The organism is Streptomyces sp. NBC_00670 (genome assembly GCF_036226765.1).
Taxonomy (GTDB): Bacteria; Actinomycetota; Actinomycetes; order Streptomycetales; family Streptomycetaceae; genus Streptomyces.
In genome coordinates, this window is the sequence record NZ_CP109017.1 from 176,147 (window position 1) to 195,854 (window position 19,708).

Annotated in this window: 14 protein-coding genes; 4 read left to right on the forward strand and 10 right to left on the reverse strand. The window is 73.6% G+C overall.

The genetic code is table 11. The features are described 5' to 3' along the window. Position 1 precedes the first annotated feature (1 nt). Together OIE12_RS00800 and OIE12_RS00805 are read left to right on the forward strand one after the other, a co-directional pair. Complete coding sequence (locus tag OIE12_RS00800) at positions 2-1,414, forward strand: aldehyde dehydrogenase family protein (RefSeq protein WP_329130582.1); 1,413 nt, start codon at positions 2-4, stop codon at positions 1,412-1,414. Beyond that, positions 1,411-2,526 carry an alcohol dehydrogenase catalytic domain-containing protein gene (locus OIE12_RS00805; protein WP_329141688.1) on the forward strand — a complete coding sequence of 372 codons (1,116 nt, stop codon included), beginning with the start codon at positions 1,411-1,413 and terminating at the stop codon, positions 2,524-2,526. The genes OIE12_RS00800 and OIE12_RS00805 overlap by 4 nt, the downstream gene beginning before the upstream one ends. 33 nt (positions 2,527-2,559) lie before the next feature. On the opposite strand, the gene OIE12_RS00810 is transcribed toward OIE12_RS00805, so the two are convergent. Continuing rightward, positions 2,560-3,468 carry an SAM-dependent methyltransferase gene (locus OIE12_RS00810; protein ID WP_329130584.1) on the reverse strand — a complete coding sequence of 303 codons (909 nt, stop codon included), beginning with the start codon at positions 3,466-3,468 and terminating at the stop codon, positions 2,560-2,562. 326 nt (positions 3,469-3,794) lie between these two features. On the opposite strand from OIE12_RS00810, the gene OIE12_RS00815 reads away from it, so the two are divergent. Continuing rightward, complete coding sequence (locus OIE12_RS00815; RefSeq protein WP_329130586.1) at positions 3,795-4,739, forward strand: endo-beta-N-acetylglucosaminidase H; 945 nt, start codon at positions 3,795-3,797, stop codon at positions 4,737-4,739. A 125-nt stretch (positions 4,740-4,864) separates the two neighbouring features. Here the strand turns inward: OIE12_RS00815 and OIE12_RS00820 are convergent, their stop codons facing one another. Then, entirely contained in the window at positions 4,865-7,993 is a 3,129-nt protein-coding gene (locus tag OIE12_RS00820) for a discoidin domain-containing protein (protein ID WP_329130588.1), read from the reverse strand. Between the two features lie 196 nt (positions 7,994-8,189). Between OIE12_RS00820 and OIE12_RS00825 the strand changes: the two genes are divergently transcribed. Continuing rightward, positions 8,190-8,816, forward strand: a complete 627-nt coding sequence (locus OIE12_RS00825) for a GNAT family N-acetyltransferase (protein WP_329130590.1) — start codon at positions 8,190-8,192, stop codon at positions 8,814-8,816. Positions 8,817-8,858: 42 nt separating this feature from the next. On the opposite strand, the gene OIE12_RS00830 is transcribed toward OIE12_RS00825, so the two are convergent. The 8 genes from OIE12_RS00830 to OIE12_RS00865 all read right to left on the reverse strand — a co-directional run bounded on the left by OIE12_RS00830 (position 8,859) and on the right by OIE12_RS00865 (position 19,670). After that, entirely contained in the window at positions 8,859-9,626 is a 768-nt protein-coding gene (locus tag OIE12_RS00830; RefSeq protein WP_329130592.1) for a class I SAM-dependent methyltransferase, read from the reverse strand. Between the two features lie 102 nt (positions 9,627-9,728). Beyond that, positions 9,729-10,937 carry an aminotransferase class V-fold PLP-dependent enzyme gene (locus OIE12_RS00835; RefSeq protein ID WP_329130594.1) on the reverse strand — a complete coding sequence of 403 codons (1,209 nt, stop codon included), beginning with the start codon at positions 10,935-10,937 and terminating at the stop codon, positions 9,729-9,731. A 2-nt stretch (positions 10,938-10,939) separates the two neighbouring features. After that, positions 10,940-12,277, reverse strand: coding sequence for a pyridoxal-phosphate dependent enzyme (locus OIE12_RS00840; protein WP_329130596.1), 1,338 nt, complete (start codon positions 12,275-12,277; stop codon positions 10,940-10,942). Further along, the gene (locus OIE12_RS00845; RefSeq protein ID WP_329130598.1) at positions 12,274-13,779 is read right to left on the reverse strand and encodes a Y4yA family PLP-dependent enzyme; all 1,506 of its coding nucleotides are present in this window, start codon (positions 13,777-13,779) and stop codon (positions 12,274-12,276) included. Before OIE12_RS00845 ends, OIE12_RS00840 begins: the two co-directional genes overlap by 4 nt. Positions 13,780-13,907: 128 nt before the next feature. Beyond that, positions 13,908-15,341, reverse strand: a complete 1,434-nt coding sequence (locus tag OIE12_RS00850) for a salicylate synthase (protein WP_329130600.1) — start codon at positions 15,339-15,341, stop codon at positions 13,908-13,910. Positions 15,342-15,406: 65 nt separating this feature from the next. Next, on the reverse strand, positions 15,407-17,152 hold the full coding sequence (locus OIE12_RS00855; RefSeq protein ID WP_329130602.1) for an ABC transporter ATP-binding protein: 1,746 nt from the start codon (positions 17,150-17,152) through the stop codon (positions 15,407-15,409). Continuing rightward, positions 17,149-18,945, reverse strand: a complete 1,797-nt coding sequence (locus OIE12_RS00860) for an ABC transporter ATP-binding protein (RefSeq protein WP_329130604.1) — start codon at positions 18,943-18,945, stop codon at positions 17,149-17,151. The genes OIE12_RS00855 and OIE12_RS00860 overlap by 4 nt, the downstream gene beginning before the upstream one ends. Continuing rightward, on the reverse strand, positions 18,942-19,670 hold the full coding sequence (locus tag OIE12_RS00865) for a class I SAM-dependent methyltransferase (RefSeq protein WP_329130606.1): 729 nt from the start codon (positions 19,668-19,670) through the stop codon (positions 18,942-18,944). Before OIE12_RS00865 ends, OIE12_RS00860 begins: the two co-directional genes overlap by 4 nt. Positions 19,671-19,708: the final 38 nt, after the last annotated feature.

The following is a 19,708-nucleotide window of genomic DNA, read 5'->3' on the forward strand; positions in this document are numbered from 1 at the left end:
GATGCCGGCCCGGCGCCCCGCCCGCACCTCCGCCACCCGCGCCGGACGGTTCACCGTGACCGATCCGGCAACGGGCGAGGCCGTCGACACGGCCCCCGAGCTGCGGCCCGAGGAACTGGACGCGGTGGTCGACCGCGCCCGTGCCGCCTGGGACGGGTGGCGGTCGGATCCCGCCGCCCGTGCGGCCGCGTTGCGCGCGGCGGCCGACGCCGTGGAGGCGGCCGGGGCGGACCTCGCGCCGCTGCTCACCCGGGAACAGGGCAAGCCGCTGGCCGAGTCGCGGGCGGAGGTCGCCCGTACCGCCGCACGGCTGCGCTACTTCGCCGCGCTGGACCACGGCCGCCCCCGCCCCCTCGTCGACGAGCGGCCGGTCCGCAGCGAACTGCGCTGGCGTCCGCTGGGCCCGGTCGCCGCGATCGTGCCGTGGAACTTCCCGCTCCAGCTCGCGGCGGCGAAGTTCGCCCCGGCGCTCGCCGCGGGCAACACGGTGGTGCTCAAGCCCTCCCCGTACACCCCACTGGCCACCATGCACTTGGCAACCGTCCTCTCGGCCGCCCTCCCCGCGGACGTCCTGACGGTCGTCACCGGACGTGAGCCCCTGGGCGCCCGGCTGGTCTCCCACCCCGGGATCCGGCATGTGACCTTCACCGGTTCGATCCCCACGGGGCGGGCCGTCGCCCGCGCGGCGGCGGACACGCTCGCCCGGGTCACCCTGGAGCTGGGCGGCAACGACGCCGCGATCCTGCTGGAGGACGTGGACGTGGACGCCGTCGCGGACCGGCTGTTCTGGGCCGCCTTCCGCAACTGCGGCCAGGTCTGCATGGCCGTCAAACGCCTCTACGTCCCCGCCCGGCGCCACCCGGAGGTCGTCGAGGCGCTCGCGCGGCGCGCCCGGGACACGGTCGTCGGGCCGGGGCTCGATCCGGCCACCCGGCTCGGCCCGCTCAACAACGCCCCGCAGCTCGCCCGTGTCGCACACCGCACCCGCCAGGCGCTGGCGGCCGGTGCCCGCGCCGCGGCCGGTGGCGGGCGCCTCGCCGGGCCGGGCCACTTCTTCGCCCCGACGATCCTGACCGACGTGCCCGCCCACAGCCCGATCGTGACCGAGGAGCAGTTCGGCCCCGTCCTGCCGGTGCTGCCGTACACCCGCCTGGACGACGCCGTCGAGGCCGCCAACGGCACCGGTTTCGGGCTGGGCGGCTCGGTGTGGGGCACGGACCTGGACCGGGCCGAGGAGGTCGCGGGCCGGCTCGACTGCGGCACGGCGTGGATCAACCACCACGCCGAGCTCTCCCTCGCCCAGCCCTTCGCGGGCACCAAGGAGAGCGGTGTGGGGGTGGCGGGCGGGCCGTGGGGTCTGTACGGCAACCTCCAGCCGTTCGTCGTCCACCGCCCGGAGGAGACGTGCCCCTGAGATTCGACGCGGCGGTGCTGCGCGCGTACGACGCCCCCTTCGCCGTCGAGGAGGTGCTCCTGTCGGCCGGACCGGCCGAGGGCGAGGTGCTGGTGCGCATCGCCGGCTGCGGGATGTGCCGCACGGATCTGGCGGTCCGGCGCTCGGCGGGCCGCTCCCCGCTGCCCGCGGTGCTGGGCCACGAGGGCGCCGGTGTCGTGGTGGAGACCGGCGGCTCCGGCACGGGTCTGGACGTCGGCGATCATGTCGTACTGAGCTTCGACTCCTGCGGGCACTGCGCGCACTGCCGGGGCGCGGCGGCCGCCTACTGCGACTCGTTCGCGCCGCTGAACCTGTTCGGCGGGCGTCAGGAGCACGCCGCACGGTTCACGGACGCGGCCGGGGGCGCGCTGGCTCCCCGCTGGTTCGGCCAGTCCGCCTTCGCCGGCTTCGCGCTGGTCCTGGCGCGCAACGCCGTCCGGGTGGATCCCTCGCTGCCCCTGGAGCTGCTCGGGCCGCTCGGCTGCGGCTTCCTCACCGGGGCCGGCGCGGTGCTGAACACCTTCGGTGCCGGCCCCGGCGACACCGTCGTCGTCCTCGGGGCGGGGGCGGTGGGCCTGGCCGCGGTGATGGCGGCGACGGCCGCCGGGGCGGTGGCCGTCGCCGTGGACCGGCACCCCGAACGGCTCCGGCTCGCCGAGAGGTTCCACGCCTCACCGCTCCCCGCCTCCACACCCGATCTGCCCGGCCGCATCCGGCGGCTGACCGACGGCGGCGCACGGTACGCGCTGGACACCACGGGTTCCGGCAGGCTGATCAACGACGCGCTCCTGGCGCTGCGGCCCACCGGGCACCTCGGTCTCGTGGCCCGGCTGCACACCCCGTTGACTCTCGGCGTGGGCACGCTGGAGCAGGGCCGCACGATTTCCCACATCTGCGAGGGGGACGCGGTGCCCGCGCTCCTCGTCCCCCGGCTGACGGCACTGTGGCGGGCCGGGCGCTTCCCGTTCGACCAGTTGATCCGTACGTATCCGCTCGCCGACGTCAACGAGGCCGAACGGGACTGCGAGGCGGGCCTCGTCGTCAAACCGGTCCTGATCCCGCGGCACGGGGTCGCGACCCCTTCGCCATGAGGGCCCGCGCGCCGCCCGCCCCGGGCCCACGGGTCAGGACCCGGCGGGCTTGTCCGCGAACACCCAACGGTTGCCCTCCAGCGCGTCGTTGGGCTCGGGCAGCGGTCCCCGTCCGTACCGGCGGGTGAAGTCGAAGGGCGTACGCACCACGGTGGACCAGCCCCGGCCCGCCAGATCCCCGACGGAGTCGGGGCGTGGCTCGCCGTTGAAGAGGTCCAGCAGGTCGATGCCGATCTGTTCCCGCGTCGCGGTGTAGAGCGCGCTGTCGCGGTACGCCCGCAGGTCCTTCTCCAGCTTCACCTCGTACGCCAGGGTGCTTCCGCGTGCGCTCAACCGGTCGACGGCGTCGATGAGTTGACGTTCGGCGGCGGGAGGCAGATAGAACAGCAGCCCCTCCGCCAGCCATGCCGTCGGCACTGCCGGGTCGAAGCCCGCGCCGGTCAGCGCGCCCTCCCAGTCGGCACGCAGATCGATCGGCACCGGCACGCGGGTCACCCGGGGCGTCGCCGGCGCCCCGGCGAGCACCCGGTGCTTGAACTCCAGCACGCCTTCCCGGTCGAGTTCGAACAGGACGCGGCCCTCGGGCCAGTCGAGCCGGAACGCCCTGCTGTCCAGGCCCGCGCCGAACAGAACCACCTGGCGTGCCCCGTCCCGCACCGAGCGGAGGAGGAAGTCGTCGAGAACCCTCGTGCGCAGGCCGAAGTAGCGTGCGAAGCGGCCCCACAGGGGATTGGTGTCCACGTCCGGCACCTGGTGCGGCCGCACGGGCCAGCCCGCGGACGCGACGGCCGCGCGCACGAACCGCTCGGCGTGGACGTCCCGCACGAGGCTGTCCTCGCGGTGGGTCTCCAGCGCCCGGGCCGCGGCGACCAGCAGCGCGGTGGCGCCGACTCCCCCGTCGACGCCGTGCGCTTCGGCGTTCCGTGGCTCCGTGTCGACCATGTGTCCTCCTGGGCGGGGGTGAGGGGCAGCGATGGGGCGGAGAGAGAAGGGCGAGACGGTACGAAGCGCCCTCCTGTCTCCCCTCACTATCCGGTCGCCGCTCCTGCCCCATCCGCGAATCCGGCGGCGTTCATCCCAGTGGGTGACCCGGTGCCGGCGGGGCGAGCGGGGAACGGCTGCGGGCCACGCTCCAGGCACGTGCGGAAGCCGTGAAGAGTTGACGCACGCTTGTCGGTGTGCAGTCAGAAAAGTGGAAAGCTGGGAGAGCTCACCCAGCGTCCTCGAGCACGTCGGACACCAACCACGCGAGGGGAGACCGGCCAACGATGTTCACTCCGCTACGGAGCACCGTACGCACCGCCGCGCTCACGCTTTCGGCCGTCACGGTCCTGGTCCTCGGCACCACCGTCACGACCGGCGCATCAGCGACCCCGGCCACCACACCCGCACCCGCGCCCGCACCCGCGCCCGCCAAGCAGGGACCGACCTCGGTGGCCTACATCGAGGTGAACAACAACAGCATGCTCAACGCCGGCACGTACACGCTCACCCAGGGCGGCAACGTCTTCGACATCGCCGTGATCTTCGCGGCGAACATCAACTACGACACGGCCACGAAGACGGCGTACCTGCACTTCAACGACAACGTGCAACGCGTTCTGGACAACGCCGCCACCCAGATACGGCCACTGCAGCAGAAGGGCATCAAGGTCGTACTCTCGGTGCTGGGCAACCACCAGGGCGCGGGATTCGCCAACTTCCCGTCACAGCAGTCGGCCTCGGCGTTCGCGCACCAGTTGTCGGACGCCGTGCGCACGTACGGCCTCGACGGCATCGACTTCGACGACGAATACGCCGAGTACGGCAACAACGGCACGGCACAGCCCAACGCCGGCTCCTTCGTGCAGCTGGTGACGGCACTGCGCGCGGATCTGCCGGACAAGATCATCAGCCTGTACAACATCGGTCCTGCCGCCTCTCGTCTGTCCTACGGCGGCAAGGACATCTCCAGCACGTTCGACTACGCCTGGAATCCCTACTACGGCAGCTGGCAGGTGCCCCGCATCGCACTGCCCAAGTCGAAGCTGTCACCGGCGGCCGTCGAGATCGGCCGCACGCCACGCGGCACGGCCGCCGACCTCGCCCGCCGCACCGTCAGTGAGGGATACGGCGTCTATCTGACGTACAACCTCGACAACACCGACCGCAGCGCCGACATCACCGCCTTCACCAGGGAGCTCTACGGCAGTGACGCCGTCCGCACCCCGTAGGGACCCGCGCGGGCCGCGCTGCCGACATCGTTGTCGACACCACGGCCCGCCCGCCGTCGGCCGACGGCGGGCGGGTCACCGCACGGCGTCGCAGGGGGAGCGACCGGCCGGCGTTCGGCCCGGTGTCACCCCAGGGAGAGGCGGACCAGACGGGCACCGTTGCCGTGCTCCGCGTCGGTCGCCAGGGCCACGTAGCGGGCGGTGACGTCCGTGCCGAGGTGCCGGGTGCGGGCACGGCCGGTGAGCCGGCCTGCCGGGGTGTAGGTGAGGCCGTCACTGCTGAACTCGGCGTGCAGCGTGGGGACATGGCCGTTCGTCCAGTCCGTGCGGATGTCGCGGACACGGACATCGGCGCCGAGGTCGACGACCAGACGGCCGTGCGGACCGGGCGTCCACGCCGTCGCCGGATCGCCGTCGACAGCGGCGGACGGGTCCGACATGCCCGGCGGCAGCGGGCTGGTCGGGAACACCGTGCGGCCCAGTGCCAGATCGCGCAGGGGATAGGCGGTCACCTGCTTCAGGCTGACCGTCGTGGTACGGCCCGCGCGGACCACGGCCACCTCGCTGCGTCCCTGAGCGGTCACCCGTACACGGCAGGCCGCTCCCGTGAGTTCGACCGACGCGCCGTCGAGCACCCGCGCCCGCAGGCCCGTCGGCAGCCGGCGGCCGTCGAGGGGGCGCAGGGTCACTCGGGGCGGCAGCAACCGGGCTTCGGCCGCGTCGAGTGCGGCGTCGTAGGCGGTCCCCTCGTCGGTGACGGTCTGGCGTCCCTCGAAGAGCAGCCTGCCGGTTCCCGTCTGCGGTATGTCGACGCGCGTGGTGACGGGCTCGTCCGACAGGTTGAACAGGCTGAGGTGGTCGTCGGTGAGAGCCGCGCGGACGGCTTCGGCGTCCGCGCGTGGCGTGGGGGCCGCGGCCCGCTCGCGCAGCGTGCGGGGTGAGGCGCCTGGGAGTCCCTCGACCACGAGGGGCGCGGCCGGGCCGTCGGCCAGGATGATCTCGTCCTGGTGGACGGTCAGACGGGAGTCCGAACCCCGTACCACCAGGCCGGCGCGGCCGTCGACGTCCAGCCAGCCGCCCCGGCTGGTGACGTCGGGCACCGGCCAGGAGGCGAGGTCCTCCCACCGGAGTCCGTCGGCCGACCCCTGCACCGTGTAGGCGCGCCCCGCGGCGGCCTCCCAGCGCAGGGTGACCCGGTCCACCGCGTGCGGAGCCCCCAGGTCGACGGCGAGCCAGCTGTCCGCACGGGGACGGTCCGCCCGTGAGACGGCCCACCGGGTGGTCGCGCTGCCGTCCACCGCCAGCGCCGGCTCCTTGCCGGTGTCGTAGGACGAGGCGGTGGCCGTGCCGCTTCGGGCCAGATCGGCGCCGTCCGCCCCGTCGCGCGCTTCGAGGGCGAAGAGCGAGTATCCGTAGGCCGGGTCGGGCCGCACACCGAGCATGCGCACATGCCGTACCTCGGTGCGCTTGAACGTCACCTCGTCGACGCGCGCGGCCGACGAGGCCGGCTTGGAGTCGGAGGAGGCCACGGTGGCGCTTCCCTCGGCGAAGCGGTAGGTCCGCGCCCCGGTCAGGCCCGGCACACCCGGCATGGTCAGGTTGTGGATCTCCAGGTGCCCCTCCCCCGCCGCGACGCCCGACGTCGCGTACACGACGGCGCCGGTGGGAAGCGTGGTGAATCCCGCGTACCCGGCCCCCACCTGGAGCATCGTGGCGCTGCCGTCGAACCCGTCCCGGATCCTGCGGTACGTCCGCACCCGGCGTTCCGTCGCCTTCAGTGACGTCGCCGGCAGGAACATCGCCGTGGCGCCGCTGAGCTTGAACAGCCAGTCGTCGTGGCCCGGTTGCCAGGCGAACTTCACGAAGCCGGGCTTGGTCACGGCGCCCGCCCATGCCGCGGGCGTCTGGTGCGACACCAGGCCGGGGCCGGAGCCGAAGTCGGTGACCCCCGCGGCGCGCTCGAACAGCTCGTCCGAGGAGAGGGGGCGCACCGTGCGGCCCTGATCGCCGGCCCACAGATGCAGGAGGTAGCTGATGGCGAGCTCCGCGCGCGCCTCCGGCTCGTACTTCGGCTCGCCCGAGAACTTCGCGATCCTGAACTCGGGCGGGTAGCTCTGGTACGCCTCCAGCCGCTCCGCCAGCGCGGCTTCCGCCCGGGCGGCCGCCCTGTCCCCCAGCACCTGGGCGAGGAACACGAGCGGGATCACGTCACGGCCGTAGAGGTGTTCACGGTCGTTGACCATGGGCATCAGCGGCTCACCGGCGTCGCTCATCACGCCGAGGAGGGTGCTCCACAGCTGGTCGGCGTTCGGCTGGTGGGTGAGCACCTGTGGCATCGCCCGGCCCGCGGCGATGAAGTGGGCGGCGTTACGGCCCGACGTGCGCCACAGCTCCTCCTGGTAGTGCGGTCCGAACGAGCCGTGGTTCTCGACGATGAAGGTGTCGTACAGGTTGCGGGCGGTGTTGTCGGAGACGGGAACCCCGTCCACGCGCGCCGGGTTCGCCAGGTCCGCCTGGGGCAGTCCGGTCTCGTTGCGCGACCAGGTGCCGAAGGCCTCGGCCCAGTCATCGTGCCGCGGGTCGTCGGCGGCCCACGCCAGGCCCGGGGCCAGGGACTGCGCGTAGACACCCATCTCCTCGAGCTTGGTGTCCCCCTCGTGGCCGCCGAGCAGACCGTGCGGGGTCCAGCTCCCCGAGGCGGGGTCGTTGCCCGTGCCCAACGCGGTGGTGTAGGCGGCCTGTTCACGGGCGATGGCGTCCACGCGGGCGCGCGTGGTCTCGTCGAGGTCGTCCCACAGCAACCGCGCGGCGAGGACGAAGTACAGCTGGAACGTGGTGTCGAAGAACAGCGTCCGGCCCCATTGGGTGCCGCCCGTCAGCCTGTTGGACGCGGCGAAGTGCTTGATGGTCGCTATGGTGCGGTCCTTGAGGACCTGCCTGTCGGTCCCCGCCCGGTCGTCGTCGTAGCCGCCGTGTGTGAGCAGGACCGCGTGGCCGAGCACGACGGCGAAGCCGAAGTCCTTGTCCGTGTAGTAGCCGCGGGCCGCGTCCCACTGGGTCTCCGTCCACCGGGTGTGGTTCAGCAGGACACGGTGATAGGTGTCCGCCACCGGGTCCGAGGCCGAGTTGCCCTGCTTCCGTCCCTGCGCCCGGGCCTCGCCGCTGCCGAGGGTCAGGGGGAGCGAGGCGAGCGCGCCTGCGGCGCCGAGGAGTTGGACGAAGCGACGGCGATCGATCGGGGATCTCGGCAGCACCTGCGGCACCTCTCGGTTGGACAACGTTGTCAGACGATGGCTTGAATTCTTCGGTCCCGCAGGCCGTTACGTCAAGGGGTCGGAGGAGCGGGAGGCCGGGGAGCGCCCCTTCGCGGCACGGGAGGGTGCCGGGCGCCCGGTGGAATGAGCGTGCGTCAGTGGGGTGAGCGGGCGCCGCTTGGGCAGTCTTCCGACCGTGCACTCCTACGAAGCCAGCACCACCGGCGCGCCCGACGGCCCCACCACGCCCGCCGCCCCTGTCCCCGCCCCCGTTCCCCTCCCCGTCCGTCTGTCCCTCACCCAGTTCACCCGGCCCTCGGACGTGGACGGCCCCCTGCGTGGGGAGCTGGCGGACTGCTGGGCGGCGGTGGTCGACGCCGGCGGGGCGGTCGTTCCGCCGGACTGCCCACCGCCGCCCGTGACACCGGCCGCCCTGCGCCCCGCCGTGGACCGGCTCGCGGAGAGCCTGGCGCCCGAGCACGGCCGCCTGCTCACGGCCACGCTCGACGGCGCACTGGCGGGGTGGCTGGTGCTCCGCCGGGAGGCGCACCCGCTGGAGGCGCACTGCGGCGTGGTCAACCATGTGCAGACGCGGGTCGGCCTGCGGGGCCGGGGCGTCGGCGCGGCGCTGATGCGGCGTGTCCGCCACATCGCACAGGAGGACATGGGCCTGGAGCGGCTGAAGCTGTCGGTACGGGCGGGCCTGGGGCTGGAGCACTTCTACCGCAAGGCCGGGTGGACGGAGGTCGGGCGGTGGCCGGGGGCGCTGCGCCTGGCGCCGGGGGACGACCGGGACGAGATCCTGATGAGCCTCGCGCTGTGAACTCCGGCCGCCCGCGGTCCCGTTCGGCCGGACAGGCGGCTCTCAGCCCTTCAGGGCCACCAGCACCCTGCTGTCCCCGGCCTGCCACACCGGGGTGACGTGGCGGAAGCCCGCCCGGTGGAGCAGTTCGGTGTGGCGGGCCACGGAGAGGTGCTGGTTGCCGTCGCCCGAGGCCGGGCGGCTCTTCTCGCGCTGTTCGAACAGGTCGGTCAGTTCGGGGTCGGCGGCCGCGGCCCGCCACCACGACTCCCAGTCCTCGTCCTCGTGCCCGTGGGCGCCGGTCCGCTCGGCCCGACGGCGCCCCACATGGGCGGTCAGGTCCGCGCAGGGCGACTCCTCCGGCGGGAAGTGGTCGCCGTTGACCAGCGCGCCACCGGGGCGGAGCAGGGCCGCGAGGGCGCGGTACGTGCGCCCCAGGACGGGGGCGGGGAGGTAGTGCAGCGCCGTCGTCGAGACGGCGACGTCCACGGGGCGCTCCAGTTCCAGCGCGTCCGTCCAGCCGTCCTCGCCGATCACCGCGTCCACGTACCGGGCGGCGTCGGCGTGATGGGTGCGGCCCAGTTCCAGCAGCACGGGGTCCATGTCGACGGCGACGATCTCGGCGTCCGGCAGCCGGCGGGCGAGCCGGACGGACAGCGAGCCGGGGCCGCACCCCAGGTCCAGCAGGAGCGGCCGGTCACGGCCGGCACAGAGATGTTCCGTGACGTCGGCGATGACCGCGAACCGCTCCTCACGGTCCACGGCGTAGCGCCGCTGCTGCCGTTCCCAGCGCTCGACCCACATACCGGCCGCTCCCATGCTCACACCCATCCGGCCCTGTCACCTCATCCGTCTCTCACCTGTTGTGGTCACCGCACAATCTACAGGTGGAAACGATTATCAATAACTTTTCGGATGCGCCACTCCAGTGCGCTACTCCAGTGAGGCCAGCACCGTCAGCAGGCGGTCGATCTCCTCGTCGGTGTTGTAGGCGTGCAGGCTGACCCGTACGGAGCCGCCGCCCTCGTCGGCGCCCGCCTGGCAGAGGTTGTCGGCCCGGACCATGAAGCCGTGGCTGTAGAGGATGAAGCCCAGATCGTCGGAGGGGATGTCACGGTGCCGGAAGGTGACGATGCCGTGCCGCCGCTGGGCCGTGGGCAGCGCGCTGTCCGCGGTGAGGCTCGCGGGGCAGCCGAGGACGTCGTACGGCTCGAGGCGTCCCAGACGGTCGGTCAGGCGGGTGGCCAGCCGGGTGACATGGCGGGCGATACGGGCGGGGCCGGCCTCCGTGAGCCAGTCGAGCGCCGCCAGGAGCGAGACGATGCCCACCGTGTTGGGGGTGCCCTGCCACCCACCGGGCCGTAACGCCGGCCCCCTGGTGTTGCGCGCCCACACCGCTCCGGTGCCGGGCAGGGCCAGCGCCTTGTGCCCGGAGAAGACGACGAAGTCGACGTCGAGGTCCGGGTCGTCGACCTGGACGGGGAGGTGGCCGACGCTCTGCGCGGCGTCCAGGCAGATCGGCACGTCCGGGCCGACGGCGGCGCGCAGCCGGTGCACGTTCATGTCGCCGCCGTAGACGTGATGGACGTGCGTCGCCGCGACGAACCGGGTGCGGGAGCCGACCATTCCGGCAACGGCGCGGTGGTCGTAGTCGCCGGAGGACTCCTGGACGGGCAGCGCCCGTACCGTCACCTCGACTCCGCGCGCGGCCAGCAGCCGCTGGGCTTCGAGCCAGGGGTCCAGGTTGGCCCGGTGGTCGGTGAAGGGCACGAGGATCTCGTCGCCGTCCTTCAGGTACGGCACGAGCCAGTCGCGGGCGACGGTGCGCAGTCCCTCGGTGGTGCCGCTGGTGAAGTGGACCGCGGAGCGCCCCGGCCGGGGGTCTCCCAGGAACTCCTTGACCCGCTCCCGGGTCCGCTCCACCAGCTCCGTGGTGCGGTTGGCCCAGGGGTAGGTGCCGCGGCCCGCGTTGGCGTTGGTGGTGGTGAGGTAGGTCTGCACGGCGTCCAGGACCGCCCGCGGTTTCTGCGAGGTGGCCGCGCTGTCCAGATACGCCAGGTCCGGGTGCGCGGTGACGATGGGGAACTGTGTCCGCACCTTCTCCTGCCAGGAACGCACTTCGGCGGTCGTCTCCCCTGCCACGCTCACTCCCTCACCAGCGGTGCGCCGGCGTCCCGCCAGGCGACGATCCCGCCCGCCAGGCTCCTGACGTCCGGGTGTCCCATGCGGGTCAGCAGCGCCGCGTAGCGCAGCGACCTCTCCCCCACCGGACACGCGAGCAGTACCGGGGTGCGCTTGCTGAACGGCAGTCCGCCGCGCACGAGTTCATCGAAGAGTTCGTCGACGATGTTGACCGAGCCCTCGATGTGCAGGGCGGCGTAGGCGTGCGGGCCGCGCAGATCGACGACCATCGGGCGGGGTTCGCCCTCCGCGATCCAGCGCCGTGCGCCCTCGACGTCGACCGCGCGGGCCGCCGCCCTGACGTCCTCGTCGCCGAGCGAGGCCAGGGAGTGCCCGCGCCGGGCCCTGCCGAGCAGTTCCGGACGGCGCTGCCGTACGTAGCTGAGGTAGCTCTCGGCCCGGTCGCAGACGATGAACACGGCGGTCTGGCGGCGGCCGGTGCCCTCCAGTTCGGCGTCGGCGGCGGCCAGTTCGCGTACGGCCCCGTGGTAGGCGGCGCCGCCGGTGGGTCCGGAGAGCAGTCCGCAACGGCGGATCAGGGTGATCATGCCGTCGATGGCCTGCTGCGAGGTGACCGGGGCGAGCCGGTCGTAGGTGGCGGGGTCGAACAGGCCGACCTGGTGGACCTCGTCGATGGTGCGGATGCCGGGGATGAAGTCGGACTTGTCGGCGACCAGTCCGAGCACCCGTACGCCGGCGTCGTGTTCGCGCAGGACGCGGGCGACGCCCGTGGAGGAGCCGGCCGTGCCGACGCAGGCCACGAACCAGTCCGGTGCCCGTCCGTCGAGGTCCTTGACGATCTCCGGCCCGGTGCCGGCCGCGTGCGCCTCGACGTTGCGCGGATTGAAGTACTGGTCGGTGTGCAGATAGGAGCTGCCGGGCTCGGAGAGCGCCTGGTGGAAGCGGGTGAGCGGGTCGTCGGTGTCGGTGGGGTCCAGACACTCGCTCTGGCCGGGCAGTTCCTCGATCTCGGCGCCGAGCAGCAGGAGCAGTTCCTTGATCTCGGGGACGCGCATCCGGTTGGTGACGCTCTTGAACCTCAGCCCGTGCATGCCGGCCAGCAGGGCGAGCGCCTTGGCCGTGTTGCCGCTGGAGAGCTCCACGACCGTGCCGTCGCCGCCCGCCGCCTCCTCAAGGTGGGGCCGGGCCATGTGCCAGGCCGGGCGGTCCTTGACGGAGCCGAAGGGGTTGAGCATCTCCAGCTTGGCGTAGAGGTCGATGTGGCGCAGACCGTGCACCGCCGGGTCGATGCGGACGAGCGGTGTGTTGCCGATGGCTTCGGTGATGCTGTCGTACCTCATGACGGCACTCCCTGCGGGTGTGTGAGCGGCCAGTAGTTCTCGTCCGGGCACCAGCGCCAGGCGCCGTCCTCCTCCGTGACCGCCACCGTCCGTGCCGACGGCTGCCGTTGTGCGTGGTGGGCGTGGAAGTCCATGACGTATCCGGCGGTGTTGACGAAGGCCAGCAGGTCCCCCGGCCGGGGCAGCCGGGGCAGGAACACCAGACGGCGGGTGATCAGATCGGCCTCCAGGCAGAGGTTGCCCACCAGGTGGACCCCGACCGGTGTCCCGTCCGCCGCCCCTTCGGGCGGGCCGCCGCGCGGCAGCAGGACGGGGTCGACGAGGACCCCGTGCTCCTCCAGGCTGACGTCCCCCGCGTTCATGCCGAGCCGCACGAGATACCGGTCGGGATCGCCGTCCAGGGACCGCACCTCCTGCACCCGCGCCAGCGACAGTCCGCACTGGTCGACGAGGGCGCGGCCGGGTTCGACGTACAGGTCGTGCAGGTGCTCCAGGAGCAGGGTGGCCGGGGACCGGCCGAGGACGGGGGCCGGGCGGGTCAGGAGTGCGTCGAGGTAGCCGGGGCCCGCGGTGGGCCGGTGGGCGGGGTAGAGGGCGGCGGCGCCGCGGACCGTGCCGGCCTCGTTGCGCAGGCCGTAGCCGTGGCCGCGCCAGGTCAGCGGCGGGCGGGTGCCGAGGACGGCCTCGCTGAGCGCGGTCGTCCAGCGTTCCCACTCGCCGGCGTCCTCGACGTAGCCGACGCCGAAGCCGCCGCCGATGTCCACCGCGCGGGGCGTGAGGCCCCGGGCGCGGCAGTCGTCCATGAGGAGCACGCAGCGCTCCAGGGCGCGGCCCTTCTCCTCCAGGCCGGTGGTGTCCAAGTGGTAGGCGAGGCCGACGAGTTCGACGCAGTCCGCGTGCCGTTCCAGCGCCGTCCAGAGCCTGTCGGCCTCGGCGACCGGGGTGCCGAACCGGCTGCGGCGCGAAAGCAGCCGGGTGCCGGCGCCGCCGGGTACGGGGTCCGACTCGAAGCCGGACAGCCGTACCAGCACCTGCGTTCTGGCCAGTGCGTACTTCCGTACGAGAACGGCCAGTTGGTCCAGCTCGCCGACCGAGTCGGCGTTCACCGTCGCGCCCACCCGGGCGGCCAGCCACAGGAACTCGGGGTCCTTGGGGCCGGTCGCCATCACCCGGTCCCCGGTGAAGCCGCAGCTCAGTGCGTGGCGGAGTTCCTCCAGGGAGGCCACGTCGATGCCGACGGCCGCCGGATCGCAGGCCGCGAGTCTGCGCACCAGGGCGCTGGAACGATTCGCCTTGTGAGCGAAGTACACCCTCCCGGCCAGGTGGTGGCGCCGGTAGACGGAGCGGAACCGCTCCGCGTTCGCGGCGACGGCCTCCGGGATCAGCACGTTCAGCGGCGATCCCAGGGCGTCGGCCAGGGAGTGCAACAACGGCGCGTTCCCGAGCAATGAGGCGAGCGGTGGGTCGACCCGCGGCCTCAGATACAAGGGCGCGTCCTTCACGAAATACCTCCCGTGCTCAGGCGTCAGTCGATCATCGCGGCATCACCCCGATGATCAGTCGTGATAATCGTTTCCAACTACACACGCCGTTAAGCCTCCTTCTCGTACGGTGGTCCGGGCCGTTCCCGTCAGCGCTCGAAATCGGCCGTGTCGGACGGGTTTCGGGTGAACCGGAGGTGCGGGGCGACACTGCGGAGCTTCTCGCAGGTCTCCTCGATCTCGCGTGCGGGGCTGGACTGGGCGGTGACCCCGGCGCCCGCCCGCAGCCACTCCTCCCCGCCCGCGCCGATGAGGGTGCGCAGCACGAGGGCGGCGTCCAGGGCGCCGTCGGTGCCGCCCCGGAACACCGCGCCGCCGTACAGGCCCCGGGGCCCGTCCTCATGGCGGGCCAGGGCCTGGAGCGCGGACCGTTTGGAGACGCCGGTGGCGGTGATCGCCGGGAAGAGCGAGGCGAACGCGTCCCACGGCCCCGCCCCGTCCCGCAGCCGCCCCGTCAGCCGGGAGGCCAGGTGCTGCACCGAGCCGCGCGGCCGCACCGCCATGAACTCCTCGACGGCCACGGAACCGGGCCGGCACACGGCGGCCATCTCCTCGAAGGCCAGCCGTACGGAGACGGCGTGCTCGTGGATCTCCTTGGGGTCCGTGAGCAGTTCGACGCGTCTGCGCTCGTTCTCCGCCGGGTCGGCCCCGTACGCGCGGGTGCCCGCGAGCGGCTGCGTGCTCACCCGCCCGTCCCCGCCGACCTCCAGTACGGTCTCGGGGCTGAACCCCGCCGCCCGGTACTCACCGAGGTCCAACAGGTAGGAGCGCGCGGGGGTGTTGGCTCGGCGGCCCGCGAGGTACGTCGCCGGGAAGTCCGCGCGGGGCCCGGCGGGCAGGGGCACCTTCCGGGACACCACGGCCTTTTCCAGGAGCCCCGCCCGGATGTCGGCGACCGTGCGGGCCACCGCGCGGCCGTAGGCGGCGGAGCCCGCGGCGACGACCGCCTCGGTGCTCCCCGGCGCCGGCTCCCCGGCGGCCGGCTCTCGCTGCCCGGGGCGTTCCGCGAGCAGGTCGGTGATCTTGCGCAGCCATGCCTCGTCCACCGCGCGGACCACCGTCCGGTCGCCGGCGAGGGTCACCTCGACGGACGGGACCAGCACGTGCAGCAGGGGCCGGTCCCCGGCCGCCGCGGGGTCCGCGTGCAGGAGGTGGGCGAGTTCGAAGGCCGCCCAGCCGTAGAAGTGGCGTGCGCTGCCGTCCTCTTCCGCCGCGCGGAGTGCGTCCAGGGCCGCGGCGAACGCCGTCAGGGGCTGCCCGTCGGTGCGCGAGGTCCAGCTCCGTCCGGCGGCACGCGCGGTGATGCCGGTGGCGGTCGCGGTGACGTCGACGGCGGAACCCGCCGCGAAGTGCCAGACGCCGCCCTCCGTCTCGTACGCCATGTACTGGTCCGCCGGCCGCGTCCGGGCGAGGCGGGTGGCGGTGGCCGCGGGGTCGGGGCAGGGCTCCCGGGTGCTCGTACGGGCGAGCGGGGGGACGGACTTCGCCCATGCCTCCCACAGGGGCCGGGGACCGGTGCTCATCGTGTGGTGTCCTTCTCTCTCGTGCCGGGTCGGGCGGGGCGGGTTCGTGGATGTGGGGTGCCGGGTCATGAGGGGGCCGCCGCCAGCCGCCAGCCGTGGGCCCGGGCGCGTCGCTCCCAGAAGGAGGCGTAGGTGCCGCCGGCGGCGAGGAGTTCGTCGTGCGTGCCCCGTTCGGTGATCTCGCCGTCCTCCAGGACGAGGATGCGGTCGGCGTCGACGACGGTGCTCAGCCGGTGTGCGACGACCAGGACGGTCCTGTGGCCTGCCAGGGCGCGCACGGTCTCGGCGAACAGTGCCTCGCTCTGCTGGTCGAGGGCGGCGGTGGCCTCGTCGAGGACGAGGATCGGGGCGTCCTTGAGCAGGGCGCGGGCCAGGGACACGCGCTGGCGCTGGCCGCCGGACAGCCGGGTGCCGCCCTCCCCCACCGTGGTGGCCCATCCGTCGGGCAGTTCGTCGATCACCCGGTCGAGACCGGACAGGGCGGCGGCCTCGGCCAGTTCGCCGGGCCCGGCGTCCGGTGCGGCGATCCGGACGTTCTCCTCGATGGTGCCGTCGAAGAGGTAGACGTCCTGGAAGACCAGGGAGACGCGGGCGGCCAGTTCCTCCGCGTCGATCTCCCGGACGTCGACGCCGCCGATACGGACGGTGCCCTCGGTGGTGTCGTGGAAGCGGGCGAGCAGCGCGGCGATCGTGGTCTTCCCCGCGCCGGAGGGTCCCACCAGCGCCGTCATGCCGCGCTCGGGCAGGCGGAAGGTGACGTCGTTCAGGGCCGGGCGTGCGGCCGGGTCGCCCTCGTGGCGGAAGCCGACCCCGGTGAACTCCACGCTCGCGTCGCGGGGTGTTCTCGGCTCGGCGGGCTGCGGGAACGGCGGCGCGTCGAGGAACGCGCCGAGCCGGTCCAGGGTGTTGCGGGCCAGCCGCATGCCCGCGCCGGCCTCGGCGGCGGACGACACGCCGTCGATGAGCCGGACCAGGAGCACCAGGAGTGCCAGCAGTGTGGGCACGTCGAGCGATCCGTCGAGCCGCCAGGACACGCCCAGTGCGAGCAGCAGGGCGAAGACGAGCCGGGTGGCGAACGAGAAGGAGACCAGGCCGGGCAGGCCCCGTGCGATGAGCCGCCGGTCCGCGCGCGCCTCGGCCACCAGGGCGTCGTCCAGCGCCCCGTACCCCTCGGCCGTCCGGCCGAACGCCCGCAGGACGGGCTGGTTCCGGGCGAACTCCAGCACCCGGTCGGCGGATTCGCCGATCGCCGCGTCCCGGCCGAGGTCGAGCCGCCGCATCACCGCCGTGCTCGCCCATTGCACGGCGAAGAGCACGGGCGCGCACGCCAGCAGCACCAGAGCGGTGCGGACGTCGAAGAAGAAGGTGGCGGCCACCAGTGTCGCCGGGGTGAGGAAGGAGGTGAGGAACGGGCGGAGCAGATGGGCCGGGGTGCTCATCACCTGGAGGACGTTCTGTCCGGCGAGCCTGCTGAACTCGGCGGTGCGGCCGGCGGTGAACCAGCCCAGCGGCAGCCGCAGGGCCTGGTCCGCCATGCGGCGGTGCAGCACCCGGGAGAGCCGGGAGCCGGCCGAGAACCCGCCGCCGAGGGCGGCGCCCTGGAGCACGGCGTACGCGAGTACGCAGCCGGCGAACGCGGTCAGCCAGGGCCACGCCTCGTCGGGGTCGGGGCCGAGGAGGGCGCGCAGGACGGGCACGAGTAGGGCGAAGGCGATGCCCTGGAGGACGGCCGCGCCCGACTGGAGGACGAGCAGCCGGTTCAGCGGCCGGGAGCCCTCCGGGCCGAGGACGCGGTAGAGCTGTCGGATCATCGGGTGCTTCCCTCCGGGATGTCGTCCGGGTTTCGCTGGGCGTTCCACAGCGACGCGTAGCGGCCCCCGGCGGCCAGCAGGTCGTCGTGGCGGCCCTGTGCGGTGACGCGGCCGTCCTCCAGGACCACGATCCGGTCGGCCGAGCGGATGGTGGACAGCCGGTGGGCGATGACGAGCAGGGTGCGGCCGGCCGCGAGCGCGGACAGCGCGTCCTGGATCAGCGCCTCGGAGTGCGGGTCGGCGTACGCGGTCGCCTCGTCGAGGACGAGGACGGGCGCGTCGGCGAGCAACGCCCGCGCGATGGACAGGCGTTGGGCCTCGCCGCCGGACAGGGCGAGGCCCGAGCCGAGTTGGGTGGCGTAGCCGTCGGGCAGGGCCAGGACGCGGTCGTGGAGGCGGGCGGCGCGGGCGCACCGTTCAACCTCCTCGTCGGTGGCGTCGGGACGGCCCAGGCGGATGTTGTCGGCGACGCTCGCCCGCAGCAGCCGTACGTCCTGGAGGACGAAGCCGACCCGGCGGTACAGCTCGGTCGCGGGGATGTCCCGCACGTCGGCGCCGCCGAGGGTGACGGTGCCGGCGGTGACGTCGTGGAAGCGGGGCAGCAGCGAGGCCAGGGTGGACTTGCCCGAACCGGAGGGTCCGACGAGCGCGGTCACGGTGCCGGGCACGAGGTCGAGGTCGACGCCGCTGAGGACGTCGGTGCGCCCGTCGTAGGAGAAGGACACGCCGCGCATCGAGACGTGGTGGCCGTCGGGCAGGACGGGGGCCGCGGGTTCGGGGAGCGTGGGGGCGCGCAGCAGTTCGGTGAGGCGTACGGCGGCGGCCTGGCCGGCCCGGATCTGCTGGACGCGGGGGCCGACGACGCCCATGGGCGCGGCGACGGCGGGTCCGAGCAGCAGGAAGGGGACGAGCCGCGCGGCGGGCATCCCGTCCCGGGTCACGAGGAGCGCGCCCGCCAGGGACAGGAGCAGCAGTACGACGGCCGGGGTGACGACCAGGACGGCGGCGGTGGAGCTGACCAGGGTGGCCCGCACCCAGCCGGAGAAGAAGTCGGCGAACCCCTCGGTCGCGCGGACGAACCGCTCGTGCGCCCTGCGGCCGCGTCCGAAGCTCTTGAACACGGCGATGCCGGCCGCGAACTCCACGGCGGCGGCGGAGATCCGTCCGATCGCGGCGCCGAACTCGGCCATCTGTGCCGCCGCGCCGGACATGGCCCGCCGGAAGAGGAGCAGGCCGAGCAGCAGCGGCACGACGGCGAGCAGGGCGAGGCGCCAGTCGACGGTGAACAGGTAGGCCAGGGCGAGGACCGGGGCAGTGAGCACGGCGACCACGTCGAGCAGGGTGTGCGCGAACAGCGTGTGCAGGGCGCCGACGTCGTCGTGCACCGCCTGTTCGATCTCGCCGGTGCCCTTCTCGGTCAACCGGCCCAGGGGCAGCCGGCCGATGTGCCGGGCGAGCCGGCGGCGGAGGGCGAGCTGAAGGTCGTTGTCGGCGAGGTGGGCGAGGGCGCCGGCCGCCGTTCCGCACACCAGGGCGAACAGACCGGCCGCGCACGCCAGCGCGACCAGCGGCCACAGGGCGTCGGCGGAGGCTCCGTCGGTGAGGCGGTCGGCGAGGAGCGAGACGGCGATGAACGGGACCACTCCGGCGAGGGCGGCGACGGCCTGGAGGCCGGCGGCGAGAGCCAGCCGGCCCCGGACGGGTGCGGCGAGCGTGCGCAGCGGCGGGGGCGCCCCGGTGTCCGGGGCGGGGGCGGCCGGCTGCGGGCCGGGGCGGGAGGTGGGTGACGTCACTTGAGGAGTACTCCGATTTCGGGGATGGGCCTGCCGCCCGCCTCGGTGATGCGGCGGCTGGTCATGCCGGCCTCCCGGGCCAGCCGGGCGACGTCGAAGGTGTGCCAGTCGTAGCTGTCGGCGACCTCGCGCACGGTGCGGCCCTCGCGCAGCACCTTCCAGGTGGTGGTGAACCGCATGGCGTCGCCCCCGGCGGGTTCGCCGCCGATCCACCATTCGTAGGTCTGGCGGCCGATGGTCTCCCGCAGGGACATCACCGGCGGGATGACACGGGGCGCGGAGACCCCCATCAGCTCCACGACGATGGGGGCCCCGTCGGGCAGGCGGGCCGCGAGCCGCTTCCACAGCGCCACGCGTTCGGGGACGGTGAGGTGACCGGCGACCCCGAAGATCACCACAGCGGAGAGCCGTTCGGGCAGGACGAGGTCCTGGGCCGCGCCGTCGACCACCGTGACCCGGCGCCGCAGGTCCGGGTCGCGGGCGACCCGGGAGGTGAGCATGGCGCGCATGGTGGCCGACGGTTCGGCGGCGAGGACCTCCGCCCCGGGCAGCGCGGAGGCGATGACCTCCGTCACGCGTCCGGTGCCGGCGCCGATCTCCAGGACGGGGCCGTGGGAGACGTCCAGGCCGCTGAGGACGCGGGTGAGCGGGGGGCCGCTGCTGGCGGTGTGCCGGGTGGCGACCAGTTCGTAGAACTCGGCCGACGGCGAGTAGTAGTCGATCACGACGGTCTCCGGGGACGGGGGGCCGGGCGGGTCTGCCG